The following is a 24,153-nucleotide window of genomic DNA, read 5'->3' on the forward strand; positions in this document are numbered from 1 at the left end:
GCGTTATCTGCCAAAGGTCTGGTATCGATGCCCAAATCAGTAAACCGTTTTCCGCGCATGCCCCGAATCCATGCGGCGGACCCCCAGGAGTCGGAGCAAACCTGGGAAAACGCCCCGCAACTGCTGGCGGCGCTCAACGGTGCGCGCCTGGGCGCCTGGTTCTGGGATGTCGAGACCGGGCAGATCAGCTGGTCGCGCGGTACCCAGGCACTGTTTGGCTTTGATCCGCACCAGCCGTTGCCCAATGACCTGGACTACCTCGAACTGGTACCCATCGAAGACCGCCCCCGCGCCCTGCAAGCGTTTCACGCAGTGATAAACGGCGAGCCGGTCGAACAGGCCCTGCGCCATCGCATCCGCTGGCCCGACGGCAGCCTGCACTGGCTGGAAATCAACGGCAGCATGACCCAGGACCGCAACGGCCGGCGACAGATGGTCGGGGTGATCCGCGAGATCACCCGCCAGCGCGAACGGGAAGCGGCGCTGATCAACTCGGAAAAGCGCTTTGCCACCCTCTTCCACCTGAGCCCCAACGTCATCCTGCTGACCCGCCGCGCCGACGGCATGATCTATGAGGTCAACCAGCACTTCGAGAACATCCTTGGCTGGCCCGGCCACCAGATCATCAACAAGAGCACCCTGGAGCTGGGCCTGTGGGTCCATCCGCAGCAACGTAACCAGGTGCTGGCGGCGACCAGCGGCACCAGCGGCCCGGTGACCCTCGAAGTGCAGTTTCGCGGCAGCAGCGGCGAAATTCACGACGGCATCCTCTGTACCCAGAACATCGAACTGGAAGGCACCGCCTACCTGCTCAGCACCTTCGTCGACACCAGCGAGCGCAAACACGCCGAACAGGCGCTCAAGGACAGCCAGGAACGCCTGGACCTGGCCCTGGACTCAGCGCAACTGGGCACCTGGGACTGGCACATCCCCAGCGGCATGCTTTACGGCTCGGCGCGTGCGGCCGAGTTGCACGGCCTTGAGCCAGCACCCTTTCACGAATCCTTCGAGGCGTTTTTCGAAGGCGTGCCGGAAATGGAACGCAGCACTATGCGCCAGGCCTATCGCAGCCTGCGCGAAGGCCCGGCCGGCAACTACCAGATCACCTACCGCATCCAGCTCGAAGACGGTACCTCGCGCTACATCGAAAGCCGCGCGCGGCTGTACCGCGACGAACAGGGCAACCCGCTGCGCATGGCCGGCACCCTGCTGGACATCACCGAACAGGTCGAGCGCGAACAACGCCTGACCAGCTCCGAAGAAAAGTTCGCCAGCCTGTTCCAGGCCAGCCCCGACCCGATCTGCGTGACCCGCCAGGACAGCGGCCAGTTCATCGAGATCAACCCGGCCTTTACCCAGGTGTTTGGCTGGAGCGCCGAGCAGGTGCTGGGCAACACCGCCGAAGAGATCGGCCTGTGGGCCGAGTCCGCCGAACGCGCCCGGCGCATTGAACGGGTGATCCGCGACCAGGCGCTGAACAACGTCGCCGTGGTGGTCAACCACAAGGACGGCCAGCCACTGACCTGCGTGATATCCAGTCGCCTGATCAAGGTCGACGACCACCCCTGCAGCGTCACCACCCTGCGCGACATCACCCAGCAGCAGCGTGCCGAAGCGGCGCTCAAGGCCAGCGAAGAAAAGTTCGCCAAGGCGTTCCATTCCAGCCCTGACGCCATCACCATCACCGAGCGCGACAGCGGCCGCTACCTGGAAGTCAACGACGGCTTCTGCCGCCTGACCGGCTACAGCGCCGCCGAAGTGATCGGCCAGACCGTGCACGACATTGGCATCTGGGCCGACGACAAACAGCGCGCGGCGCTGCTCAGCGAGTTCCAGGAAAAAGGCCGCGTGCATCACCGGGAAATGCTCGGGCGCAACAAGCGTGGCGACATCCTGACCGTCGAGGTGTCGATCGAGCCAATCAACCTCAATGAAACCGAGTGCCTGCTGCTCACTGCCCGCGATGTCAGCCAGTTGAAGAACGCCCAGGCGCAGATCCGCCACCTGGCCTACCACGACCCGCTGACCAACCTGCCCAACCGCGCCCTGCTGATGGACCGCCTGAGTCAGCAGATCGCCCTGCTCAAGCGCCATAACCTGCGTGGCGCCCTGCTGTTTCTCGACCTCGATCACTTCAAGCACATCAACGATTCCCTCGGCCATCCAGTCGGGGACACGGTGCTGAAGATCATCACCGCGCGCCTGGAAGCCAGCGTACGCCTGGAAGACACCGTCGCGCGCCTGGGTGGTGACGAGTTCGTGGTGCTGCTCAGCGGCCTGGAAGGCAGCCGCGAGGAAGTCACGGAGAAAGTCCGCGAACTGGCCGATACCCTGCGCGAACTGCTGGCCGAGCCCATGTCCCTCGACGGCCAGCGCCTGCAGGTGACGCCGAGCATCGGCGTGGCGCTGATCCCCGACCACGGCTCGACCCCGGCAGACCTGCTCAAACGTGCGGATATCGCCCTGTATCGGGCCAAGGATTCCGGGCGCAACACCACGCAAATGTTCCACACCACCATGCAAAAGGCCGCCAGCGAGCGTTTGCGCATGGAAAACGACCTGCGCCTGGCCCTGGCCCGCGGCGAACTCGCCCTGCACTTCCAGCCCCAGGTCGACGCCCGCGACAACCGCATCGTCGGTGCCGAAGTGCTGTTGCGCTGGCACCACCCGCAACTGGGCCAGCAGCCGCCGGCGCAGTTCATCCAGGTGCTGGAAGAAAGCGGGCTGATACTGGAAGTTGGCAGCTGGATCCTCGACGAAGCCTGCGATGCCTGTGCCGGCATGCTGCGCGACGGCCTGATCGACCCGGACGACTTCAGCCTGTGCGTGAACATCAGCCCACGGCAGTTCCGCCAGAACGACTTCGTCGAACGGGTGATGCGCAGCCTCGACGACTTCCGCCTGCCGCACAAGATCCTCAAGCTGGAAATCACCGAAGGCATCGTCATCCAGAACCTGGAAGACACCATCAGCAAAATGCGCGAGCTCAAGGCCTATGGAGTGAGCTTTGCCATGGATGATTTTGGTACCGGTTACTCCTCGCTGACCTACCTCAAACGCCTGCCGGTGGATGCCCTGAAGATCGACCAATCATTCGTCCGCGATGCCCCGATAGACCCCAACGACGCCGAAATCGTCCGCGCCATCGTCGCCATGGCCCGCAGCCTGGACCTGACGGTGATCGCCGAAGGGGTGGAGTTGTCGGAGCAGCTGGAGTTTCTTGAGCGACTGGGGTGCTATTTGTACCAGGGGTACCTGCATAGCCGGCCGTTGCCGCTGGGGGAGTTTCGGGCAATGTTGCTTGAGGCGCCGGCGGGCTACTGAAGCAAACAAAGGAGCGCGATGGCGTCCTGCCGGGCAAATCGCATCGCGGATCAAGCCAGCACAGGTTCAGAGTACACCGACCTACTGTGGGAGCCGGCCTTGCCGGCGATGAGGCCGGTGCAGCCAACCCATTCGCAACAGCCTGGATTACGAGCGCTGCGCACTCGATCGCTGGCAAGGCCAGCTCCCACAGGATTGCGTTCTCGATCTTGATCCCCCGTCCCTGACTCAGCACCACCCTCGCCAACGGATAATCACCAAAAACCAAAGACAATAAAAAAGGGCACCCGAAGGTGCCCTCATCAACATCAACCAATCAATTCAGAGCAGGCTTGCCATCCCCATTGATCGGAATCCGCTTGGCCTTGGCCTCTTCCGGCACAATCCTCAGCAGATCGATGCTGAGCAGCCCATTAGCCAGACCAGCCGCCTTGACCTCGATATGGTCAGCCAACCGGAACGACAACTTGAACGCCCGCTGGGCAATGCCCTGATGCAGATAGGTAACGCTTTCAGCGTTGCTGTCACGCTTGCCGCCAGTCACGGTCAAGACGCCTTTTTCCACCTGCAGGTCCAGATCCTGCTCCTGGAAACCTGCCGCAGCAACGACGATTCGATAGTGGTCATCGCCATGTTTTTCAACGTTGTAGGGAGGGTAGCTGCTACCCGCCTCATTACGCGCCGCAGATTCGAACAGGTCATTGAAACGGTCGAAACCCACGGAATGACGGAACAGTGGAGCCAGAGAAAAAGCAGTAGTCATGATGCATCTCCTGAAAATCAGCGAGGTTGTGTAGTAGCGCGACCCGACTTCGGCATCGCGTACTCCCTAGATAAGGACCCTCGCCTGCTTTTCAAGCAACCCTGCGAAAATTTTTTCAGGCCGCCTCGCTGACTGGCACACCGATCAACTGCCCGACCCGATCGCAGTCGGTTTCCCGACGCAATTCGGTGAACAGCGCCACCGCCTCGGGGTAGGTGCGGGTCAGCATCGCCACCCATTGCTTCAAGCGCCCCGGCGCCTGGCGCGGGGTCATCTGCGCCCGGGCCTGGCCCCAGAAGTCCTGGATCAGCGGCAGCAGGCTCTGCCAGTCCATGGGCACGAACTCGACGCCATCGCGTTCGGCGGCAATCTGCCGGGCAAGGTCCGGGCGCGAAACCAGGCCACGCCCCAGCATGATGTCTTCGACGCCGCTGACTTCGCGGCAACGCCGCCAGTCTTCCAGGGTCCAGACCTCGCCGTTGGCATACACCGGCACCTTGACCACGTCCTGCACCCGCGCCACCCACTCCCAATGGGCGGGCGGCTTGTAGCCGTCGACCTTGGTTCGCGCGTGCACCACCAATTGCTCGGCGCCACCTTCGGCCAGGGCCAGGGCGCAGTCCAGGGCGCCGTCGGGGCTGTCGAAGCCCAGGCGCATCTTGGCCGTCACCGGGATATGCGCAGGAACTGCGCGACGCACTTCTCGCAAGATGGCGTGCAGCAACTCAGGCTCTTTGAGCAGCACCGCACCGCCACGCGACTTGTTCACGGTCTTGGCCGGGCAGCCGAAGTTGAGGTCGATCACCGGCGCGCCCAGTTCACAGGCCAGCACCGCGTTTTCGGCCAGGCACACCGGGTCGGAGCCCAGCAATTGCACACGTAACGGCACTCCGGCAGCGGTCTGGGCGCCCTGGCTCAGCTCCGGCGCGAGCTTTTCGAAGGTGGCCGCCGGCAACAAGCGGTCGCAGACCCGAATGAACTCGGTGACACACCAGTCGATGCCGCCCACCTGGGTCAGTACGTCGCGAAGAATGTCGTCGACCAGCCCCTCCATCGGGGCCAGGGCAATTTGCATGGGTTGCATCTCGGCTGGAAAAGGCCGGCAGTCTAGCAAAATCCGCGGCCTACAGCGCTCCGGCCATCAGCGCCGGCCCATAGCCGTCGATGAACTCACCCGGCATGCGCTTGGGCCGCCCTGTGGATAACTCGATGCAGACGAAGGTGGTTTGCGCACGCAGCAAGGTGGTGCCGTCGCTGGGACGAACCAGCTGGAAGCGCCGGGTCATTTTCAGCCGCTGGTCCCAGTCGACGATCCAGGTTGCCAGTTGCAACTCGTCGTCTTCGTAGGCAGCGGCCAGGTAGTCAATTTCGTGGCGGACCACGGCCATGGCCCGGTCCAGGCGCCGGTACTCGGCCAGGTCCAGGCCCAGGCGCTGGGAGTGGCGCCAGGCGCAGCGCTCCAGCCAGGTGACGTAAACCGCGTTGTTGGCGTGGCCGAGGCCGTCGATGTCGTCGGCAGCGACCCGCAGGTCGATGATGAACGGTGTTGCCAGGTCCCAACTCATGCCCGCTCCAGATCCGTGGTGAACGGGCAGAGTGTACCGGATGCTCAGGCCGATTGCCGCGCCGGTGAACTGCTGCGTTGCAGCAGTGCCAGCACCCCTTCGCGCAGTTGCGGGTCGGCCAGCACCCGCAGATGGCCGCCGTCGGGCAGGCGCAGCAGGCGGCTGTCGAACCAGGCACGGTGGATAGCGTCTGATTCGTCTACCGGGACCAGTTGGTCGTCCTCGGCATGCACGATCAAGCCGGGCAGCTCCAGTTGGTAGCCGCTGACATCCAGGCGGGAAATCTGCACGCCGACATCGCGTTCAATCTGACGGATGAACGCCGCCCGCGCCCGCGCCGGCATGCCCAGGTGGCGAGCGAAACCGCGGATAACGCCAAGCAACTGCGCCGGTGCGGCGATGCTCACCGCCACTTCGGCGCGCAGACCCCACTGCAAGGCCAGGAGCATGCTGGCGCCACCCATGGAATGGCCAACCACGGCCTTGAGCGGCGGCAGTTCGGCGGCGGCTTCCAGCAAGGCACGGGCGAACAGCACCACGTTGGCTTCGTTGCCCGGTGAGTGGCCATGGGCCGGGCCTTCCAGGGCCACGGCGGTGTAACCGGCGTCGACCAGGCTGTCGATCAGGTGGGCGAACTGGGTCGGGCGCCCTTCCCAACCGTGCATCAGCAGTACGGTCGGGCCTTGGCCCCAGCGCAGTGCCGAGAGGCCGAAACGCAAGGTGATGCGCTCGGCGCGGGCCAGCAGCGGCAGTTCCCAGTCCCGCGGCGGCCGGTTGCGCGGGGTCATGAAGGCGCGGCGCATCTTGCGCGCGACATGCTCTGGCGCCAAATGCCCGAGGGTGCCGTTAACGCTACGAATCCAGCTCAAGGTATTCATCGCTTCGCTCCGGTGGATATCGCGTGGTTCAGACAACCGCCGATTTGGCGGCGCGCAGAATGCGGTCAGACAGCTCGTCAGTGCCCAGGGCCCGGGCCAGGGCCAGGCCACCGATCATCAGGGCCATGTCGGCCAGGACCTTGTCGGCGTCTTCGGGGCTGTCGGCGAGATTGGCCATCATCAGTTCGATGTGTTCGGCCAGCACCTCACGGAAGGCCTCCGGCAGGCGCGCCAGTTCGCCCAGCGAGGTGGGCAGCGGGCAGGCGCGCTCGGTGGCGTCGCGGTGCTTGCGGGAAAGATAGAAGGCGGCAACCAGGGCACGACGCTCTTCACCCGTCATGTTCGGGTCGACTTCGGCGAGCAATGCCCGACGCTCGCCCAGCAACTGGCGAAACGCTTCGAGCATCAGCGCGTCCTTGCTGTCGAAATGGGCGTAGAAGCCACCGACGGTAAGGCCGGCCGCGCCCATCACCTGATTGACGCTAGGCTCGGCCGGACCGTGCTGGATCAGCGCACTGCAGGCCGCATCAAGAATCCGTTCGCGGGTTTTCGCCTTTTTGTCGTTCATGCTTGCCTCCAAATATTATGGCTAGAATATTATTCTCATAATATTTTTGGCAAGCAGAAAATGCTGCCGCTTGTCGCGTCAGGCAAGGAAGGGATGGGAAAGGTTTTTTTCGAGACAAAAACAAAAGGCTCATTCAATAATCGAATGAGCCTTGAAATCCCACAAAGTGGGTAAAATGGCGTCCCCTAGGGGACTCGAACCCCTGTTACCGCCGTGAAAGGGCGGTGTCCTAGGCCACTAGACGAAGGGGACTTGTAACCTTCGTGCAGATCCGTTTTCACGAATCCTGGCAAAATTGGTGGAGCTAAGCGGGATCGAACCGCTGACCTCCTGCATGCCATGCAGGCGCTCTCCCAGCTGAGCTATAGCCCCAGATTTCTAGCCTCGCGGCCCAGCGACTTCTTTCGATGTCGCTTGTGTAAAACTGGCGTCCCCTAGGGGACTCGAACCCCTGTTACCGCCGTGAAAGGGCGGTGTCCTAGGCCACTAGACGAAGGGGACGAACCTTCTTACCTTACCAACCCGGTCGCTGGAACCCGGTTGATTTCGCAGTCAGTCTAGCTGACTACGAATCGGAATTTGGTGGAGCTAAGCGGGATCGAACCGCTGACCTCCTGCATGCCATGCAGGCGCTCTCCCAGCTGAGCTATAGCCCCACAATGTCGCTTTGAACTGAACCGCTTGGCTGGGTGCTTCGCGTTTCGTTTTCGTTCATCGCTGTGGACGGGGCGCATATTAAGATCGGATGGCGAACCTGTCAAATATATTTTCAACAAAATTCAAAAAAAATTTCCGAGATAACAAACACTTACCGCCCAGAACCGGGAAACACCCCGATTTTACTGGGGTGAAACCCCATGAGAGCCGGCCTTGCCGGCGATGCAGACACCGCGCAATCACGAGCACCGCGCTGATGCCATCGCCGGCAAGGCCGGCTCCCACAGGGGAAGGAAAGCAATCAGGCGATGGTGCCCAAGAGCTTTTCCCACTCCTTGTTTTCTTTCTTCGACACACCACCGAGCAGGTCCAGGGCCTGGCGCAGGCGGTAGCGGGTCAGGTCCGGGCCAAGGATTTCCATGGCATCGAGCACCGAGACCGAGCTGGCCTGGCCGGTAATCGCAGCAAACATCAGCGGCATGGCATCACGCAACTTCAGCTCCAGGGCTTCGACCACCGCCTGGATGCATCCGGTGATGCGGTCTTTTTCCCACTGACGCAGGCTTTCGAGCTTCCACAGGATCAGCTGGATGACCTGGCGCACCTGGTCGGCCGAAAGCTTCTTGCTTTCGAACAGCTTGGCATCGAGCTTGAGGCCACCCTCAAAGAAGAAGCCCCCCAACGGTACGACCTGGCTGAAGGTCTCTACCCTGCCCTGCACATGCGGCGCGATCTGCATCATGTAGTCGCTGTTGAATGCCCAATTCTGCAGGCGTGCAGCGAACTCTTCCACCGGCAGCTCGCGCAGCCACTGGCCGTTGAGCCACGACAGCTTCTCGATATCGAAGATCGGTCCGCCGAGGGAAACGCGCGACAGGTCGAAGTGCTCGACCATCTCGGCCAGGGAGAACTTCTCGCGCTCGTCCGGCATCGACCAGCCCATGCGGCCCAGGTAGTTGAGCATGGCTTCCGGCATGAAACCCATGCGCTCGTAGAAGGTCACCGAGGTCGGGTTCTTGCGCTTGGACAGCTTGCTCTTGTCCGGGTTACGCAGCAGCGGCATGTAGCACAGGGTCGGTTGTTCCCAGCCGAAGTACTCGTACAGCTTGATCAGCTTGGGCGCCGACGGTAGCCACTCTTCGCCGCGCAGCACATGGGTGATGCCCATCAGATGGTCATCGACGACGTTGGCCAGGAAGTAGGTCGGCAGGCCGTCGGTCTTCATCAAGACCTGCATGTCCATGCGGTCCCACGGGATCTCGACGTCGCCACGGAGCATGTCCGGGACCACGCAGACGCCTTCGCTCGGCACTTTCATGCGGATCACGTGCGGCTCGCCAGCGGCCAGGCGGCGCTGTACTTCTTCAGCCGACAGCAGCAAGGCGCGACCGTCGTAGCGTGGGGTTTCGCCACGGGCCATCTGTTCGGCACGCATCTGGTCCAGCTCTTCGGCGGTGCAGAAGCACGGGAAGGCGTGACCGAGGTCGACCAGCTGCTGGACATACTGCTTGTAGATATCGCCCCGCTCGCTCTGCCGGTAAGGGCCGTGCGGGCCGCCGACGTCCGGACCTTCGCTCCACTCGATACCGAGCCAGCGCAGGGCGTCGAAGATCTGCTGTTCCGACTCGCGGGTCGAGCGCAGCTGGTCGGTATCTTCGATACGCAGGATGAACTCGCCGCCGTGCTGCTTGGCAAAGCAGTAGTTGAACAAGGCGATGTAAGCGGTGCCGACGTGGGGATCGCCAGTAGGCGAAGGCGCGATACGCGTGCGAACGGTGGTCATGGACAGTCTCGAACTAGAGATGAAACAAAGGCTGGATGTTAACAGGGAGCGGGCACCGGGCTCCAGCAATGGGCGCGATCGGCACTTGTAAGCACGGATCCAAACGCTGTTAAATTTGCTTACATTTTTGCAACGACCATCCCCATGCCTGCCCAACTCAAGCGTCGCCTGCTGATTTTTCTCACTCTGGTTGTAGTGATTGCCCTCGCCTTTCTCGCCCATTGGTATTTCAAGGGACGCTTCTATGAAAGCACCGACAATGCCTACGTACAGGGCGAAATTACCCGGGTTTCCAGCCAGCTGAGCGCGCGCATCGATGAAGTGCTGGTGCAGGACAACCAGCACGTGGCCAAGGGCGACCTGCTGGTGCGCCTGGAGCCGGAGGATTTCCGCCTGGCCGTGGAGCGCGCCCGCGCTGCCCTCGACACCCGTGAAGCCGAACGCCTGCAGGCCGAAAGCCGGCTCACCCAGCAAGCCAGCCTGATTGCCGCCGGGCAAGCCCAGGTCGCCGCCAACCAGGCCACCCTCGGCCGCGCGCAACTGGACCTGAACCGCGCCGAAGCGCTGCGCAAACCAGGGTTTGTCTCCGAAGAACGGGTCACTACCCTGTCGGCCGAGAACCACGTCGCCCGCTCCCAGGTGAGCAAGGCCCAGGCCGACCTGCAAGGTCAGCGCCAGCAGGTCAACGCCCTGACCGCCGAGATCAAGCGCCTGGATGCGCAGATCGTCAACGCCCGTGCCGATCTGGCCCAGGCCGAACTGAACCTGACCCGCAGCGCAATCCACGCACCGATCACCGGCATCATCGGCCAGCGCGCCGCGCGCAATGGCCAGGTGGTGCAGGCCGGTGCTTACCTGCTGTCGATCGTCCCCGATCAAGACATCTGGATTCAGGCCAACTTCAAGGAGACCCAGATCGGCCACATGCAGCCCGGGCAAAAAGCCGAGCTGCTGTTCGACAGCTACCCGGACACACCGATCGAAGCGCAAGTCGACAGCCTGTTCGCCGCCTCCGGCGCGCAGTTCAGCCTGCTGCCACCGGACAACGCCACCGGCAACTTCACCAAGGTGGTGCAGCGCATCCCGGTGAAACTGACCTTCGCCAGCGACAACCCGCTGCACGGCAAGATTCGCCCAGGCATGTCGGTTACCGCTACTGTCGACATCCGCGACAGCGCCGACCATGGCCGGTGACCCGTTGATCCGTCCCGCCGGCGAACCCAGCCGGCGCGACTGGATCGCGGTAATGAGCGTGATGCTCGGCGCCTTCATGGCGGTGCTCGACATCCAGATCACCAACTCCTCGCTCAAGGACATCCAGGGCGCCCTGTCGGCGACCCTGGAGGAAGGCTCGTGGATTTCCACCTCCTACCTGGTGGCCGAGATCATCATGATCCCGCTCACCGCCTGGCTGGTGCAGCTGCTCTCGGCGCGACGCCTGGCGGTGTGGGTGTCATTGGGTTTTCTGGCTTCATCACTGTTGTGTTCCATGGCCTGGAACCTGGAGAGCATGATCATCTTCCGCGCCATGCAGGGTTTTACCGGCGGCGCGCTGATCCCCCTGGCCTTCACCCTGACCCTGATCAAACTGCCGGAACACCACCGCGCCAAAGGCATGGCCATGTTTGCCATGACCGCCACATTTGCGCCATCAATCGGCCCGACCCTGGGGGGTTGGCTGACCGAGAACTGGGGCTGGGAGTACATCTTCTATATCAACATCCCGCCGGGGCTGATCATGATCGGCGGCTTGCTGTACGGTCTGGAGAAGAAAGAAGCACACTGGGAACTGCTGAAAAGCACCGACTATGCCGGCATTGTTACCCTCGGCGTCGGCCTTGGCTGCCTGCAGGTGTTCCTCGAAGAGGGCCACCGCAAGGACTGGCTGGAGTCGAGCCTGATCGTCACCCTGGGCAGCATCGCCCTGCTTAGCCTGATCGCCTTCGTCATCCTGCAGTTTTCCAAGCCCAACCCGCTGATCAACCTGCGCATCCTCGGCAACCGCAACTTTGGCCTGTCGAGTATCGCCAGCCTGGGGATGGGCGTGGGTCTGTACGGTTCGATCTACCTGCTGCCGCTGTACCTGGCGCAGATCCAGAACTACAACGCCCTGCAGATCGGCGAAGTGATCATGTGGATGGGTATTCCGCAGCTGTTCCTGATTCCGCTGGTACCGCAGCTGATGAAGGTGATCTCGCCGAAGATTCTCTGCACCGTGGGTTTCGGCCTGTTCGGCCTGGCCAGCTTCAGCTCCGGGGTGCTCAACCCGGACTTTGCCGGCGAGCAGTTCAACCATATCCAGATCATCCGCGCCCTCGGCCAGCCGATGATCATGGTGACCATCTCGTTGATTGCCACGGCGTATATCCAACCCCAGGATGCCGGCTCGGCGTCCAGCCTGTTCAACATCCTGCGCAACCTGGGTGGTGCCATCGGGATCGCCTTGCTGGCAACCCTGCTGGATGCGCGGACCAAGGTGTATTTCGATTACCTGCGCGAGTCAGTGGTGCCGAGCAATCCGCAGGTGGCAGAACGCCTGGCGCAATTGGCGGAGCGTTTGGGCAGCGATGGCGCGGCGCTGGGCAAGCTGAGTGAAATCACCCACCAGCAGGCGATGATCATGGCCTATAACGACGCCTTCCATTTTGTCGGCATCGGCTTGGCGATCAGTATGCTGGCCGTGGTGATGACGCGGAAACTGCCCCAGGGGTTGAAGGCGGGGGAAGCGCACTGACCCGTTTTGGGCCTGCTTTGCAGGCCATCGCTGGCAAGCCAGCTCCCACAGGTATGTCATTCACAGGACCATGTGGGAGCTGGCTTGCCAGCGATAAGGCCCTCAGGCGGTGATCATCCGCTCGCGCAACGCGGTAATCTCGTCGCGCAACTGCGCCGCCGCCTCGAACTCCAGGTCCCGCGCCAGCTGATACATCTTCTCTTCCAGCTGCTTGATACGCTTGGCGATCTCGCCCGGCGAGCGCAGTTCGGCTTCGTAACGGGCGCTCTCCTCTGCCGCCTTGGCCATGCCCTTGCGCTTCTTGCTGCGCGAGCCGGGCACGTTGGCGCCTTCCATGATGTCGGTGATGTCTTTGACCACGCCCTTGGGCACGATGCCGTTGGCGGCGTTGAAGGCTATCTGCTTGTCGCGGCGCCGTTCGGTCTCGCCAATCGCCCGCTGCATCGAGCCCGTCATGTTGTCGGCGTACAGAATTGCCCGGCCATTGAGGTTACGCGCCGCGCGGCCGATGGTCTGGATCAGCGAGCGCTCGGAGCGCAGGAAGCCTTCCTTGTCGGCATCGAGGATTGCCACCAGCGACACCTCGGGCATGTCCAGGCCTTCACGCAACAGGTTGATGCCCACCAGCACATCGAAAGTACCCAGGCGCAGGTCGCGGATGATCTCGACCCGCTCCACGGTGTCGATGTCCGAGTGCAGGTAACGCACGCGCACGTCGTGATCGGCCAGGTAGTCGGTGAGGTCTTCGGCCATGCGTTTGGTCAGGGTGGTGACCAGCACGCGCTCTTCTACCGCCACGCGCTTGCGAATCTCCGACAGCAGATCATCGACCTGGGTGGTGGCCGGGCGCACCTCGACCTGCGGGTCGACCAGGCCGGTCGGGCGTACCACCTGTTCAACCACGCGGCCGGCGTGTTCAGCCTCGTAGTTGCCCGGGGTCGCCGAGACGAAGATGGTCTGCGGGCTGACGTTTTCCCACTCGTCAAAACGCATCGGCCGGTTGTCCAGTGCCGAGGGCAGGCGAAAGCCGTACTCGACCAGGGTTTCCTTGCGCGAGCGGTCGCCCTTGTACATGGCGCCGACTTGCGGAACGCTGACGTGGGATTCGTCGATCACCAGCAGGGCGTCGTCCGGCAGGTAGTCGTAGAGGGTCGGTGGCGGCGCACCGGCCGGGCGCCCGGAGAGGTAGCGCGAGTAGTTTTCGATGCCGTTGCAGTAGCCCAGCTCGAGGATCATCTCCAGGTCGAAGCGGGTGCGTTGCTCCAGGCGCTGGGCTTCGACCAGCTTGTTGCTCTTGTGCAGGTACTCAAGGCGCTGGGCCAGTTCTTCCTTGATGCCGTCCACCGCCTCGAGCAGGGTCTCGCGCGGGGTCACGTAGTGGCTCTTGGGGTAGAAGGTGAAGCGCGGCAGCTTGCGGATCACTTCGCCGGTCAGCGGATCGAAGGCGGCGATGTTCTCCACCTCGTCGTCGAACAGCTCGATGCGGATGGCTTCCAGGTCCGATTCGGCCGGGAAGATATCGATCACGTCACCGCGCACGCGGAAAGTGGCGCGGGCAAAGTCCATCTCGTTGCGGGTGTACTGCAGGTCGGCCAGGCGACGCAGCAGTGCGCGCTGGTCGAGCTTGTCGCCGCGGTCCACGTGCAGGACCATCTTCAGGTAGGTTTCCGGGCTGCCCAGGCCATAGATGCAGGAAACGGTGGTGACGATGATCGCGTCACGGCGCTCCAGCAGCGCCTTGGTCGCCGACAGGCGCATCTGCTCGATATGGTCGTTGATCGAGGCGTCCTTCTCGATGAAGGTATCGGACGACGGCACATAGGCTTCGGGCTGGTAGTAGTCGTAATAGGAAACGAAATATTCCACGGAGTTGTTCGGGAAGAACGACTTGAACTCGCCGTACAGCTGCGCCGCCAGGGTCTTGTTCGGCGCCAGCACCAGCGTTGGGCGCTGCACCTGGGCGATCACGTTGGCGATGCTGAAGGTCTTGCCCGAGCCGGTCACCCCGAGCAGGGTCTGGTGCGCAAGGCCCGCCTCGATTCCTTCGACCATCAGGCGAATGGCCTCGGGCTGGTCGCCGGCCGGCTGGAAACGGGTGACGAGCTGGAACTCGGACATGACAAACCTCTGTGTGATCGCGATGGTTTCATCGCTGGCGCGGGCAACTGTATTTATAGACAGTAGTTATACCGAATTTAGGGCCGGGAGCGCCAGTTTCAACTCAGTGTTGTGGGCATTTCCGACTATGGACCGATCAAATCGACTAACGGTCGAAAAATATTCGGCCAAACAGCAGGAAAAGCTGCGACAGACTGTCGCCGTGACCGACCGGTATCACTATACTGACTCCCCGTTTGTGCACCGCTCTAGTGCAAGCGACTGGAGCGTGCGACCTCTTCCACTCTCCATTCAGAGCCAAGGTAATAATGAGCCTGTTTTCCGCTGTCGAGCTGGCACCACGCGACCCCATTCTGGGCCTCAACGAAGCTTTCAACGCCGATACCCGTAGCAACAAGGTCAACCTGGGTGTAGGTGTTTACTGCAACGAAGAAGGGCGTATCCCACTGCTGCGCGCAGTGATCGAAGCCGAAACCCAGCGCGCTGCCCAGCACGCTTCCCGCGGTTACCTGCCGATCGACGGTATCGTCGCTTACGACCAGGCCGTGCAGAAGCTGCTGTTCGGTGCCGAGTCGCCGCTGCTGAGCGCCGGTCGGGTGATCACCACCCAGGCCGTCGGCGGTACCGGCGCCCTGAAGATCGGTGCCGACTTCCTCAAGCAGCTGTCGCCGAACGCCGTCGTCGCCATCAGCGACCCGAGCTGGGAAAACCACCGCGCACTGTTCGAAACCGCTGGTTTCCCGGTACAGAACTACCGCTACTACGACGCCGCCACCCATGACGTCAACCGCAGCGGCATGCTCGAAGACCTCTACGCCCTGCCATCCGGCTCGATCATTGTGCTGCACGCCTGCTGCCACAACCCGACCGGTGTCGACCTGACCCCAGAAGACTGGAAAAACGTCCTCGAAGTGGTCAAGGCCAAAGGCCACGTGCCGTTCCTCGACATGGCCTACCAGGGCTTTGGCACCGGTATCACTGAAGACGCCGCCGCCGTACGCCTGTTCGCCGAGTCGGGCCTGAACTTCTTCGTGTCCAGCTCGTTCTCCAAATCCTTCTCGCTGTACGGCGAGCGCGTTGGCGCCCTGTCGATCGTCACCGAGTCCAAGGAAGAGGCCACGCGCGTGCTGTCGCAAGTCAAGCGCGTGATCCGCACCAACTACTCCAACCCGCCGACCCACGGCGCGACCATCGTCGCCACCGTGCTCAACAGCCCAGAGCTGCGCAAGATGTGGGAAGACGAGCTGGCCGAGATGCGCCAGCGCATCCACGGCATGCGCCAGCAGATGGTCGAGCTGCTGGCCGAGTACGGCGCCAAGCAGGACTTCAGCTTCGTCGGTCGCCAGTGCGGCATGTTCTCCTACTCCGGTCTGACCGTTGAGCAGGTGGCCCGCCTGAAGAACGAGTTCGGTATCTATGCTCTGGATACCGGCCGCATCTGCGTCGCCTCGCTGAACCAAAGCAACATCCATGTGGTGACCAAGGCGATCGTCGAGGTCCTGTAAATTACTCAATTGCATAGGGGAGGCTTGACTTCCCCTTAGCAATCAGTAAGATACGCCACAGATTCCGCGATAGCTCAGTCGGTAGAGCAAATGACTGTTAATCATTGGGTCCCAGGTTCGAGTCCTGGTCGCGGAGCCAAACACCTGAAAAACCTCCAGTTGCCCTGAGCACTGGAGGTTTTTTCGTTTCCGAGCGCACAAAAGTTGCGCCACAGGCAATGTGCGGAGGCTAATCGGCCCGGCCGATAGGGTAGAAGCTGCCGCCACTCCAGACGCCCAGCCATTGCTGGCCATCGATCTGCCGCGGCACCGCCAGCTCGACCAACTGGTAGAAGACGTTGCGATGGATCAGCGCTTCGAGGTTGCTGCGCATGTGCACATACGGCGAAGGCTCCTGGGTTTGCGCATCGATTTCAAAGCGCAGCGGATGCTCGGGGCCGGCCTCGACCTGATCGTCGACATTGCTGGTAAAGCGCAGCAGTTGCTGCTCACCCTCGCCCTGCACTTCAAGACTGACAGCAACAAAGGGCGCGTCATCAACCTTGATGCCGACCTTCTCCACCGGCGTCACCAGGAAGTAGTCGTCACCGTCGCGGCGGATGATGGTCGAGAACAGCCGCACCATCGGCTTGCGCCCGATCGGCGTACCCAGGTAGTACCAGGTGCCGTCGCGGGCAATGCGCATGTCGATGTCGCCGCAGAATTCCGGGTTCCACAGATGCACGGGCGGCAGGCCCTTTTCTGCCTTGGGAATCTGTGCCAGCAGATCACTGGCCTTGCCGGAATCCTGCATCACCCTCTCCTTAACGACTCATGCCCAACAGACTGCGAGCGTAATCCTCAAGCGGCGGCCTGAGCAAATCTTCCGGCGTGTTGTCGTGGAACGTCAGCAAACCGCCGCGGCTTTTGATGCGCGCGGTGTCGATCAGGTAACGGGTACTGGTTTCGATCAGCATCAGCTGCACGACGCCTGTATCGACGCCCAGCCGATCAACCGCCTGCTCGTCGTACCACTCATCGCCATTGCCGATGCGATCGTCAGTTCGGGCAAAGCGGGTGTACAGCAAATAATGCGCGCCGACTTCGCGCGCCTCGATCAATGCCTGCTCCAGCCCCAGCGGTGCCGGGGCACGGCGGACCATGGGGAAATACTCGATAAAGCCATTGAAGGCTTGTTCGGCCACCACATTGGGGCGTGGATACGGGCCCTTGCCCGGTGGCACGAAGGCACCCTGGCCAATGTAAATGAATGAATCAGGCTGCAGGCGCACCGACAGTGAACGACGGGTGTCGCTGTGATCGAGCAGACCGGCATCGCTCATGTGATAACGGGCGCCCTCGCCCATATCGCTGACATTCATGCAGCCGCCCAGCGCCGTCAGCGCCAGCAGCAAAACCAGGCTACGCATCTATCCTCCAGTGGCCGGTGACGGAAAACCGGCGAACAGCTGGCAGATGCAGCTTTTGCGCCAGTCTTAGCCGCCAATGATCTTCATCACCGTCGCACCACCGGAAAATGCCACCGGCTGCTTGTCGCCAAGGGCTTTGACCAGCAAGCCCTGCAGTGCCGGCAAGGCCTGATGACGCGGTTTATCGAGCAGGTCGCCGATGTAGTGACGGTTGCTCGACGACAGACAACCGTGCAGCCAGCCGGTAGACGACAGGCGCAAGCGCGAACAGGTACGGCAGAACGGCACGCTCTCGTTGGCGATCACGCCAAAATAGCCTTGGCCCGGGATCTGATAACGCAACGCGGTGGCATCTACCGGTGCGTTGGCCTGCAAATACTCGTATTGCTCGCCAATCATCTGCAGCAGGTGTTCGAGGCTGACGAACTGCTGCAGGAAGGCATTGCTGTCGCGGGCCAGGTGACCCATGCGCATTAGCTCAATGAAGCGCAGCTCATAGCCGTGGGCCAGGCAATACTCGAGCAGCGGCAGGACCTGATCGAAGTTCTGCCCGCGCAAGGGCACCATGTTGACCTTGATCTGCATGCCGCAAGCGCGGGCCTGGCTCATGCCGTCGAGCACAGTGGCCAGGTCGCCGCCACGGGCAATACGACGGAAGGCGTCCGGGTCGAGGGTGTCGAGGGAAACGTTGAGGCGACGGATACCCGCCGCGCGCAGCAAGGGCAGCTTGCGCGCCAGCAACTGACCATTGGTGGTCAGGCTGATTTCATCCAGGCCCAGAGTGGCGATTGAGCCGAGAAAAGTTTCAAGCTTCGGACTGACCAGCGGCTCGCCGCCGGTGACACGCACCCGCTCGATACCGGCGGCCTCCACCAGGTAAGCCACGCCGCGAGCCATGGCCTCGGCCGAGAGCTCGTCCTGGGCCGCCACCAGACGCTTGCCGTCCGGCACACAATAGGTACAGGCGTAGTTGCAGGCAGCCGTCAGGCTGACACGCAAATTGCGAAAACGCCTGCCTTGGCGGTCGACGATCATGGGTGACTCCGGCATGGGTGAATCGGGCCTGCAAAACCTGACTCAAAAATCAGGTTTTTGCAAGCCTCATACCTGAGTATATTCCTCGGCAGCCGATCCCAGTAGCGCCATGGTTTGGCTGAATGTCTCAGCTACCGGCGGTATCCGTGTCGCGCTTGCGCTTGTTGCCCATGCGCACGCCGATGTCCATGAGGAACTGGAAGAAGCCTTCCTGATCTTCCAGCACATTGCTCCAGAACGGCGAGTGATAGAGCGCCACGGCCCCATGCACCAGCGCCCAGGCCGCGCAGTAGTGAAAGTACGGCGGCACGTCTTCGAGCTTGCCTTCGCTGATGCGGCCCTTGATCAGCAGGGTCAGGCGGTCGAAGTTGGAGGCGCGGATCTTGTGCAGCTCCTCGACCATCTCCGGCACCTGGTTGCCCTTGACCACCTTCTCTTCGAGGCGGTCGAACAGGCGGTAGCGCTGCGGATCACGCATGCGGAATTCGAAGTAGGCGCGCGACAGGGCTTCCTTGTCGCGGTCGACGTCGGCAGAGTGCAGCAGTTCGTTCAAATCGCGCTCGTAGTCGAGCATCAGGCGCAGGTAGATCTCCGCCTTGGATTTGAAGTGCTTGTAGATCGTGCCTTTGCCGATACCGACGGCATCAGCGATCATCTCGACGGTGACGCTGTCTTCACCCTGTTCGAGAAACAGCTTGAGCGCGGTATCGAGAATTTCTTGCTCACGGCGACGAAACTCACGGACCTTACGAGGTTCTTTCTGCATAAGAAGGACTGGATCAAAATCGAAGCCGGTTATTATGCCTAACTTGCGCCAAAATGCACGGATCATCCAACCATGTCTATGTTTCTTGATGAGTTTGAACAGGCGCCGGGCCTGCGCTATCTGAACCATGCCGCCGTGGCACCCTGGCCGAAACGCGCCAGCCAGGCGGTTTCACGCTTCGCCAGCGAGAACGTTTTGCTCGGCGCAAGGGACTATCCGGACTGGATGGCCATGGAGCAACGTTTACGTGAACGCCTGATGCGCCTGACGAATGCACCGTCGACGGATGACATCGCACTGGTCAAGAACACTTCCGAGGCGCTGTCTTTCGTTGCCTTCGGTATCGACTGGCAGGCCGGCGACCAGATCGTTATCAGCGACGAAGAATTCCCCTCCAACCGGATTGTCTGGGAAGCCCTGGCCGACAAAGGCGTCAGCGTCATCCAGGTGAGCCTCAAGGGCAGCGACCCGGAAGGCGATCTGTTGGCCGCCTGCGGCCCCAAGGTTCGCCTGCTGGCGATCAGCGCCGTGCAATTCGCCAGCGGCCTGCGCCTGGACTTGCAACGCTTGGGTCAGGGCTGCCGTGACCGGGAAGTGCTGTTCTGCATCGACGCCATCCAGCAATTGGGCGCCCTGCCCTTCGACGTCCAGGCCTACCAGTGCGACTTTGCCATGGCTGACGGGCATAAATGGATGCTCGGCCCGGAAGGCCTGGGGGTGTTCTATTGCCGCGCCGAGGTGCGCCCGCTGCTCAAGCTCAGCGAGTACGGCTGGCACATGCTCGAACACATGGGCGACTACACACGCAGTGAATGGCAACCGGCCCATAGCGCGCGGCGCTTTGAATGCGGCAGCCCGAACATGCTGGGCGCTGCAGCACTGGAGGCCAGCCTGTCGTTGCTCGAGGAAGTGGGCATGGAACAGGTGGCGACAGCGCTGCTGGAACGGGCGCAGTGGCTCACCGAGGGCCTGGCGGCGATCCCCGGGGTACGCGTACACAGTCCGCAGGACCCGGCGCGCCGCTCGGGGATTGTTTCCTTCAGCATGGATGGCGTTGAAAACGCGCAGATCTATCAGCGACTCAAGCAGGAACAGGTGATATGCATTCCGCGGGGCCCCGGGGTGCGATTTTCTCCGCACTTCTACACACCCAAGTCGATAATCGACGAAACTCTGGCCATTGTGCGGCAGATTGCAGAGCGATGAGTGCTCAGCAGCGGCAGGCGTATTCCAAATCTGTTTAAAAAACGAGCAGCGGCCGGTGGCGGCGCGCCAATCCTGACCAATACTTCAGATGTTGGCGCAGCGCATCCCCCCATGTGGCGCCGATAAAGGTGCTCAGGGACCGCGCGCCTTTGTTTTACTCCTAATGGTCTTAACCCGGATTCACCCCCCAGAACCCGGGTTTTTTTTGCCTGCGATTTTTACCACCTGCAGGAGCCGTTCAGGCCACCCGCGCCAACGGAAACAACCGCTTGAAGTTGGCAGTGGTCTGCTCGGCCAACTGCTCATAGCGCTCACCGCGCACCATCGCGACGAACTCCGCCACTTCCCGTACGTATTGCGGCAGGTTGGCCTTGCCGCGATAAGGAATCGGCGCCAGGTATGGCGAGTCGGTCTCGACCAGCAGGCGATCGGCCGGCACCTGCCGGGCCACATCGCGCAACGCATCGGCGTTGCGGAAGGTGACAATGCCCGACAGCGAGATGTAATAGCCCAGATCCAGCGCCGCCTTGGCCATGTCCCAGTCTTCAGTGAAACAATGCAGCACACCGGCCTGACTCAAATCCGCTTCACGCAGCAAGGTCAGGGTGTCGGCGCGCGCCGCACGGGTGTGGATGATCACCGGCTTGCCAGTGACCTTGGCTGCCTCCAGGTGCAGGCGGAACGAGTCCTGCTGCACCTGGGCAGCCTCTGGCTCGTAGTGATAGTCCAGGCCGGTTTCGCCGATCGCCACCACGTGCGGGTGCTGAAGCTCTTTGAGCAGCCAGTCCAGCGGCGGCGCGCCATCAGGGGTGAGGTCCAGCGGGTGAATACCCACCGAACAGTCGACATCGCTGTAGCGCTCGCTCAGGTCCTTGACCGCCTGAGCATTGTCGGCACTGACGCCGATGCACAGAAAGTGGCCGACGCCACGCGCGCGAGCCGCATCCAGGGCCGCATCCAGGGAGCCCTGGTGGGCAGTGAGGTCGAGACGGTCGAGGTGGCAATGGGAATCTACAAGCATGGGCGGATGACAACGCTGAAAAGTAATGAAGGAACGGCGCAGCTCAACGCTGGCCCGGCAACATCGCCCAGGACGCCAGCAGCGCCTCGAGCAACAGCACTCGATTGAGGTTGGCCTTGCCCAGCACCTTCTGGCGCTGGGCCAGAATCCAGTCCTGGATCTCCAGGACCTTGCCCTGGCTGCTCTTCTGCGCCAGGTACTGGACCACCTTGCGCATATCGCTCAAGCCTAACCCCTCCTCGTCCTGGGTCAACTGGTAACGCAGGACCAGGCTGGACCAGTCGCAGAACCAGTCGAACAGTTGCAACAAGGGAATGGCATTCCAGGCTTCGGCCAGTTGGCTGGGCGATTGCTGCTGCTTGAGCAACTTCTTCACGCCCTCGACCACCAGCGCGCGCTGCTCGCGCACACCCTGGGCCTGCAGGCTGACGGCCGCCAAAGGCGAGCCGGCGGCCAGGCTGAGCAACTCCAGGCGCTCCTGCTCGTCGCAGTCGGGCAAGGCCTGCTCGAGCCAGGCCAGGCTTTGCTCGCGGCTCGGCAGCGGACAGGCTTGCTGCTGGCAGCGGCTCTTGATGGTCGGCAGCAAGCGGCTGGGCTGATGGCTGACCAGGAGCAAAACGGTATTGCCCGAGGGCTCTTCAAGGCTTTTGAGCAGGGCGTTGGCGGCATTGACGTTCATCGCCTCGGCCGGCTCGATCAACACCACTTTGCGCCCGCCCAGCTGCGCCGTCTGCACCACGAAGGACACCAGGTCGCGAACCTGGTCGACCTTGATCGGCTTGTCGGCCTCTTCCGGCTCCAGCACGTAGTTGTCGGGGTGGCTGCCTGCTGCGAGCAACAGGCACGACTTGCACTGCCCACAAGCCTGCAACCCTTCTGGACGCTGGCACAGCAGCAACGCCATCAGGCGTTCGGCCATGGCCCGCTTGCCGATGCCTTGCGGGCCATGCAGCAGGTAGGCATGGGCATGCTGGGTACGTCCGGCCAGTTGCTGCCACAAAGCCTGCTGCCAGGGGAAGGCCTCAGCCACGGCAACGCTCCAGGATTTGCGGCAGCAAGGCGTCCAGCGATTGCTGGACCTGCGCCAGCGGCAGTGCGGCATCGATCAACCGGTACTGCTGCGGCGCGGCCTTGGCCCGGGCCAGGTAGGCCTGGCGCACAGCTTCGAAGAAAGCCTGGCCTTCCTGCTCGAAACGGTCCAGGCGACCGCGCGCGGCGGCGCGAGACAAGCCGATTTCCACCGGCAGGTCGAACACCAGGGTCAAGTCCGGACGCAGGTCGCCCTGGACGAAGCTCTCCAGCATGGCGATGCGCTCCAGCGACAGGCCACGGCCACCGCCCTGATAGGCGTAAGTGGCATCGGTAAAGCGGTCACACAGGACCACCGCGCCCTGGGCCAGGGCCGGGCGAATCACTTCGGCCAGGTGCTGGGCACGCGCGGCGAACACCAGCAGAAGCTCGGTGTCGGCATCCATTTTCTCGTCACTGGGCGCCAGCAGCAGTTCGCGAATCCGCTCGGCCAGCGGTGTACCGCCGGGCTCGCGGGTCAGCACGACATCCAGGCCCGCGGCGCGCAGGTGCTCGGCGAGGTACTCGCGATTGGTGCTCTTGCCCGCGCCTTCGGGACCTTCCAGGGTGATAAACAAGCCGCTCACAGGCAGTCCTTACAGTTGATCATTGCGGGGAGGTTTCTTCGCTGGCCGGCGCCGGTTGCTCAGGCGCAGGCACAGGGCTGACTTCCGGCGTTTGCGGAGTCTGCGGTGCAACCTCGGGTTCAGGTTCGGTGACAGGTGCCGGGCTCGAACGGTAGTCGGCGCGGCGCTTGATCTGATATTCGCGGACCGCGGAATTGTGCGCATCGAGATCATCGGAGAACACATGGCTGCCATCGCCACGGGCGACGAAGTACAAACTGCTGCCCGGCGTCGGGTTCAGCGCGGCATGAATGGCTTCGCGACCGACCATGGCGATCGGCGTCGGCGGCAGGCCGGCATTGGTGTAGGTGTTATACGGAGTCGGTTCGCGCAGGTCGGCGCGGGTGATCTTGCCGTTGTAGCGCTCGCCCATGCCGTAGATCACCGTCGGGTCAGTTTGCAGCAGCATGCCGATGCGCATGCGCCGCACGAACACCCCGGCGATCTGCCCGCGCTCCTGAGGCACGCCGGTTTCCTTCTCGACCAGCGACGCCATGATCAGCGCCTGGTACGGATCGCGATACGGCACGTCGCTGGAGCGCTCCGCCCATTCCTTGGCCAGCACTTCTTCCAGGCGCGCGTAGGCCTGCTGGAGGAACTCGACGTCGCTCATGCCGCGCACGAAGCGGTAGGTATCGGGAAAAAAGCGCCCTTCAGGGAACACTCCCGGATGGCCGAGCTTGTCCATGACCTCGGTGTCGCTGAGGCCGTCGATGGTTTTCTTGATCTTCTCGTGCCTGGCCAGCGCCGCACGTACCTGGCGGAAATTCCAGCCCTCGACCAGGGTCAAGGTGTACTGCACTACATCACCACGGCGCCAGACCTCGAACAGGTCGCGCACGGTCATGCCCGGAGTCATGCGGTATTCGCCGGTATGCAAGGGTACGCCAGCCATGTTGAAGCGCCAGTACAGGCGCAGCCAGAAGGCGTCTTCCAGCACACCGTCGCTCTGCATACGGTAGAACATGCGGTTGGGAGTAGTACCGGTGGGCACGTCGAGCAACTGCTCCTTGGACACGTGCAGGGTCTGCTCCAGCGCCGACTTCACCTTCCAGGCCGAATAGCCCGCCATCAGGCCGGCCAGGATCAACCCGATCTCCAGCAGCACCAAGAATTTACGTCTCACA

At 62.4% G+C, this 24,153-nt stretch carries 20 protein-coding genes and 5 tRNA genes; 6 read left to right on the forward strand and 19 right to left on the reverse strand.

Annotated features, from left to right (window positions below; translation table 11 throughout):
• Nucleotides 1-27: 27 nt before the first annotated feature.
• On the forward strand, nucleotides 28-3,324 hold the full coding sequence (locus tag LOY45_RS18770) for a sensor domain-containing protein (protein WP_115085978.1): 3,297 nt from the start codon (nucleotides 28-30) through the stop codon (nucleotides 3,322-3,324).
• Between the two features lie 316 nt (nucleotides 3,325-3,640).
• Here the strand turns inward: LOY45_RS18770 and LOY45_RS18775 are convergent, their stop codons facing one another.
• The 10 genes from LOY45_RS18775 to gltX all read right to left on the reverse strand — a co-directional run bounded on the left by LOY45_RS18775 (nucleotide 3,641) and on the right by gltX (nucleotide 9,538).
• Entirely contained in the window at nucleotides 3,641-4,087 is a 447-nt protein-coding gene (locus LOY45_RS18775; protein ID WP_010223248.1) for an Hsp20 family protein, read from the reverse strand.
• A 115-nt stretch (nucleotides 4,088-4,202) separates the two neighbouring features.
• A complete protein-coding gene (locus LOY45_RS18780) occupies nucleotides 4,203-5,162 on the reverse strand; it encodes a tRNA dihydrouridine synthase (protein WP_115085944.1) in 960 nt (319 codons plus the stop codon).
• A 49-nt stretch (nucleotides 5,163-5,211) separates the two neighbouring features.
• A complete protein-coding gene (locus tag LOY45_RS18785; protein ID WP_036996474.1) occupies nucleotides 5,212-5,652 on the reverse strand; it encodes an acyl-CoA thioesterase in 441 nt (146 codons plus the stop codon).
• A gap of 44 nt (nucleotides 5,653-5,696) precedes the next feature.
• On the reverse strand, nucleotides 5,697-6,530 hold the full coding sequence (locus tag LOY45_RS18790) for an alpha/beta fold hydrolase (protein ID WP_038994175.1): 834 nt from the start codon (nucleotides 6,528-6,530) through the stop codon (nucleotides 5,697-5,699).
• Nucleotides 6,531-6,558: 28 nt separating this feature from the next.
• The gene (locus tag LOY45_RS18795; protein WP_115085943.1) at nucleotides 6,559-7,098 is read right to left on the reverse strand and encodes a TetR/AcrR family transcriptional regulator; all 540 of its coding nucleotides are present in this window, start codon (nucleotides 7,096-7,098) and stop codon (nucleotides 6,559-6,561) included.
• Nucleotides 7,099-7,274: 176 nt separating this feature from the next.
• Nucleotides 7,275-7,350, reverse strand: a tRNA-Glu gene (locus LOY45_RS18800).
• 44 nt (nucleotides 7,351-7,394) lie between these two features.
• Nucleotides 7,395-7,470 (reverse strand) — tRNA-Ala (locus tag LOY45_RS18805).
• Nucleotides 7,471-7,523: 53 nt separating this feature from the next.
• A tRNA-Glu gene (locus LOY45_RS18810) sits at nucleotides 7,524-7,599 on the reverse strand.
• Between the two features lie 79 nt (nucleotides 7,600-7,678).
• Nucleotides 7,679-7,754, reverse strand: a tRNA-Ala gene (locus LOY45_RS18815).
• A gap of 302 nt (nucleotides 7,755-8,056) precedes the next feature.
• Nucleotides 8,057-9,538: a glutamate--tRNA ligase gene (gene gltX / locus LOY45_RS18820; protein WP_258578164.1), complete on the reverse strand. Its 1,482-nt coding sequence runs from the start codon at nucleotides 9,536-9,538 to the stop codon at nucleotides 8,057-8,059.
• 144 nt (nucleotides 9,539-9,682) lie between these two features.
• Between gltX and LOY45_RS18825 the strand changes: the two genes are divergently transcribed.
• Nucleotides 9,683-10,732: an HlyD family secretion protein gene (locus tag LOY45_RS18825; RefSeq protein ID WP_134061798.1), complete on the forward strand. Its 1,050-nt coding sequence runs from the start codon at nucleotides 9,683-9,685 to the stop codon at nucleotides 10,730-10,732.
• A complete protein-coding gene (locus LOY45_RS18830; RefSeq protein WP_115085940.1) occupies nucleotides 10,722-12,272 on the forward strand; it encodes a DHA2 family efflux MFS transporter permease subunit in 1,551 nt (516 codons plus the stop codon). The genes LOY45_RS18825 and LOY45_RS18830 overlap by 11 nt, the downstream gene beginning before the upstream one ends.
• Nucleotides 12,273-12,374: 102 nt before the next feature.
• Here LOY45_RS18830 and uvrB read toward each other — a convergent pair whose 3' ends face one another.
• Nucleotides 12,375-14,390, reverse strand: coding sequence for an excinuclease ABC subunit UvrB (gene uvrB, locus LOY45_RS18835; protein ID WP_115085939.1), 2,016 nt, complete (start codon nucleotides 14,388-14,390; stop codon nucleotides 12,375-12,377).
• Between the two features lie 308 nt (nucleotides 14,391-14,698).
• On the opposite strand from uvrB, the gene LOY45_RS18840 reads away from it, so the two are divergent.
• On the forward strand, nucleotides 14,699-15,895 hold the full coding sequence (locus LOY45_RS18840; protein ID WP_258578165.1) for an amino acid aminotransferase: 1,197 nt from the start codon (nucleotides 14,699-14,701) through the stop codon (nucleotides 15,893-15,895).
• A 63-nt stretch (nucleotides 15,896-15,958) separates the two neighbouring features.
• Nucleotides 15,959-16,034, forward strand: a tRNA-Asn gene (locus LOY45_RS18845).
• Between the two features lie 90 nt (nucleotides 16,035-16,124).
• On the opposite strand, the gene LOY45_RS18850 is transcribed toward LOY45_RS18845, so the two are convergent.
• The 4 genes from LOY45_RS18850 to LOY45_RS18865 all read right to left on the reverse strand — a co-directional run bounded on the left by LOY45_RS18850 (nucleotide 16,125) and on the right by LOY45_RS18865 (nucleotide 19,105).
• On the reverse strand, nucleotides 16,125-16,688 hold the full coding sequence (locus LOY45_RS18850) for a DUF1285 domain-containing protein (RefSeq protein WP_115085937.1): 564 nt from the start codon (nucleotides 16,686-16,688) through the stop codon (nucleotides 16,125-16,127).
• A gap of 10 nt (nucleotides 16,689-16,698) precedes the next feature.
• Complete coding sequence (locus tag LOY45_RS18855; RefSeq protein ID WP_115085936.1) at nucleotides 16,699-17,304, reverse strand: DUF4823 domain-containing protein; 606 nt, start codon at nucleotides 17,302-17,304, stop codon at nucleotides 16,699-16,701.
• Between the two features lie 66 nt (nucleotides 17,305-17,370).
• Complete coding sequence (locus LOY45_RS18860; protein WP_115085935.1) at nucleotides 17,371-18,339, reverse strand: GTP 3',8-cyclase MoaA; 969 nt, start codon at nucleotides 18,337-18,339, stop codon at nucleotides 17,371-17,373.
• Between the two features lie 127 nt (nucleotides 18,340-18,466).
• A complete protein-coding gene (locus LOY45_RS18865; RefSeq protein WP_115085934.1) occupies nucleotides 18,467-19,105 on the reverse strand; it encodes a TetR/AcrR family transcriptional regulator in 639 nt (212 codons plus the stop codon).
• Nucleotides 19,106-19,177: 72 nt separating this feature from the next.
• Here LOY45_RS18865 and LOY45_RS18870 point away from each other — a divergent pair, with 72 nt between their 5' ends.
• Nucleotides 19,178-20,311, forward strand: coding sequence for an aminotransferase class V-fold PLP-dependent enzyme (locus tag LOY45_RS18870; RefSeq protein WP_258578166.1), 1,134 nt, complete (start codon nucleotides 19,178-19,180; stop codon nucleotides 20,309-20,311).
• 238 nt (nucleotides 20,312-20,549) lie between these two features.
• Here the strand turns inward: LOY45_RS18870 and LOY45_RS18875 are convergent, their stop codons facing one another.
• Genes LOY45_RS18875 through mltG form a run of 4 tightly spaced genes read right to left on the reverse strand, consistent with a single transcriptional unit; the run spans nucleotide 20,550 to nucleotide 24,152 of the window.
• Nucleotides 20,550-21,332: a TatD family hydrolase gene (locus LOY45_RS18875; RefSeq protein ID WP_115085932.1), complete on the reverse strand. Its 783-nt coding sequence runs from the start codon at nucleotides 21,330-21,332 to the stop codon at nucleotides 20,550-20,552.
• Between the two features lie 43 nt (nucleotides 21,333-21,375).
• Nucleotides 21,376-22,362 (reverse strand): DNA polymerase III subunit delta', encoded by a 987-nt coding sequence (locus LOY45_RS18880; RefSeq protein ID WP_134061790.1) that lies wholly within the window; start codon nucleotides 22,360-22,362, stop codon nucleotides 21,376-21,378.
• Complete coding sequence (gene tmk, locus LOY45_RS18885; RefSeq protein WP_258578167.1) at nucleotides 22,355-22,987, reverse strand: dTMP kinase; 633 nt, start codon at nucleotides 22,985-22,987, stop codon at nucleotides 22,355-22,357. The genes LOY45_RS18880 and tmk overlap by 8 nt, the downstream gene beginning before the upstream one ends.
• 19 nt (nucleotides 22,988-23,006) lie before the next feature.
• Nucleotides 23,007-24,152, reverse strand: coding sequence for an endolytic transglycosylase MltG (gene mltG / locus LOY45_RS18890; protein ID WP_258578168.1), 1,146 nt, complete (start codon nucleotides 24,150-24,152; stop codon nucleotides 23,007-23,009).
• Nucleotide 24,153: the final 1 nt, after the last annotated feature.

The organism is Pseudomonas wadenswilerensis, assembly GCF_024749185.1.
In the GTDB taxonomy this organism is placed as follows: domain Bacteria; phylum Pseudomonadota; class Gammaproteobacteria; order Pseudomonadales; family Pseudomonadaceae; genus Aquipseudomonas; species Aquipseudomonas wadenswilerensis.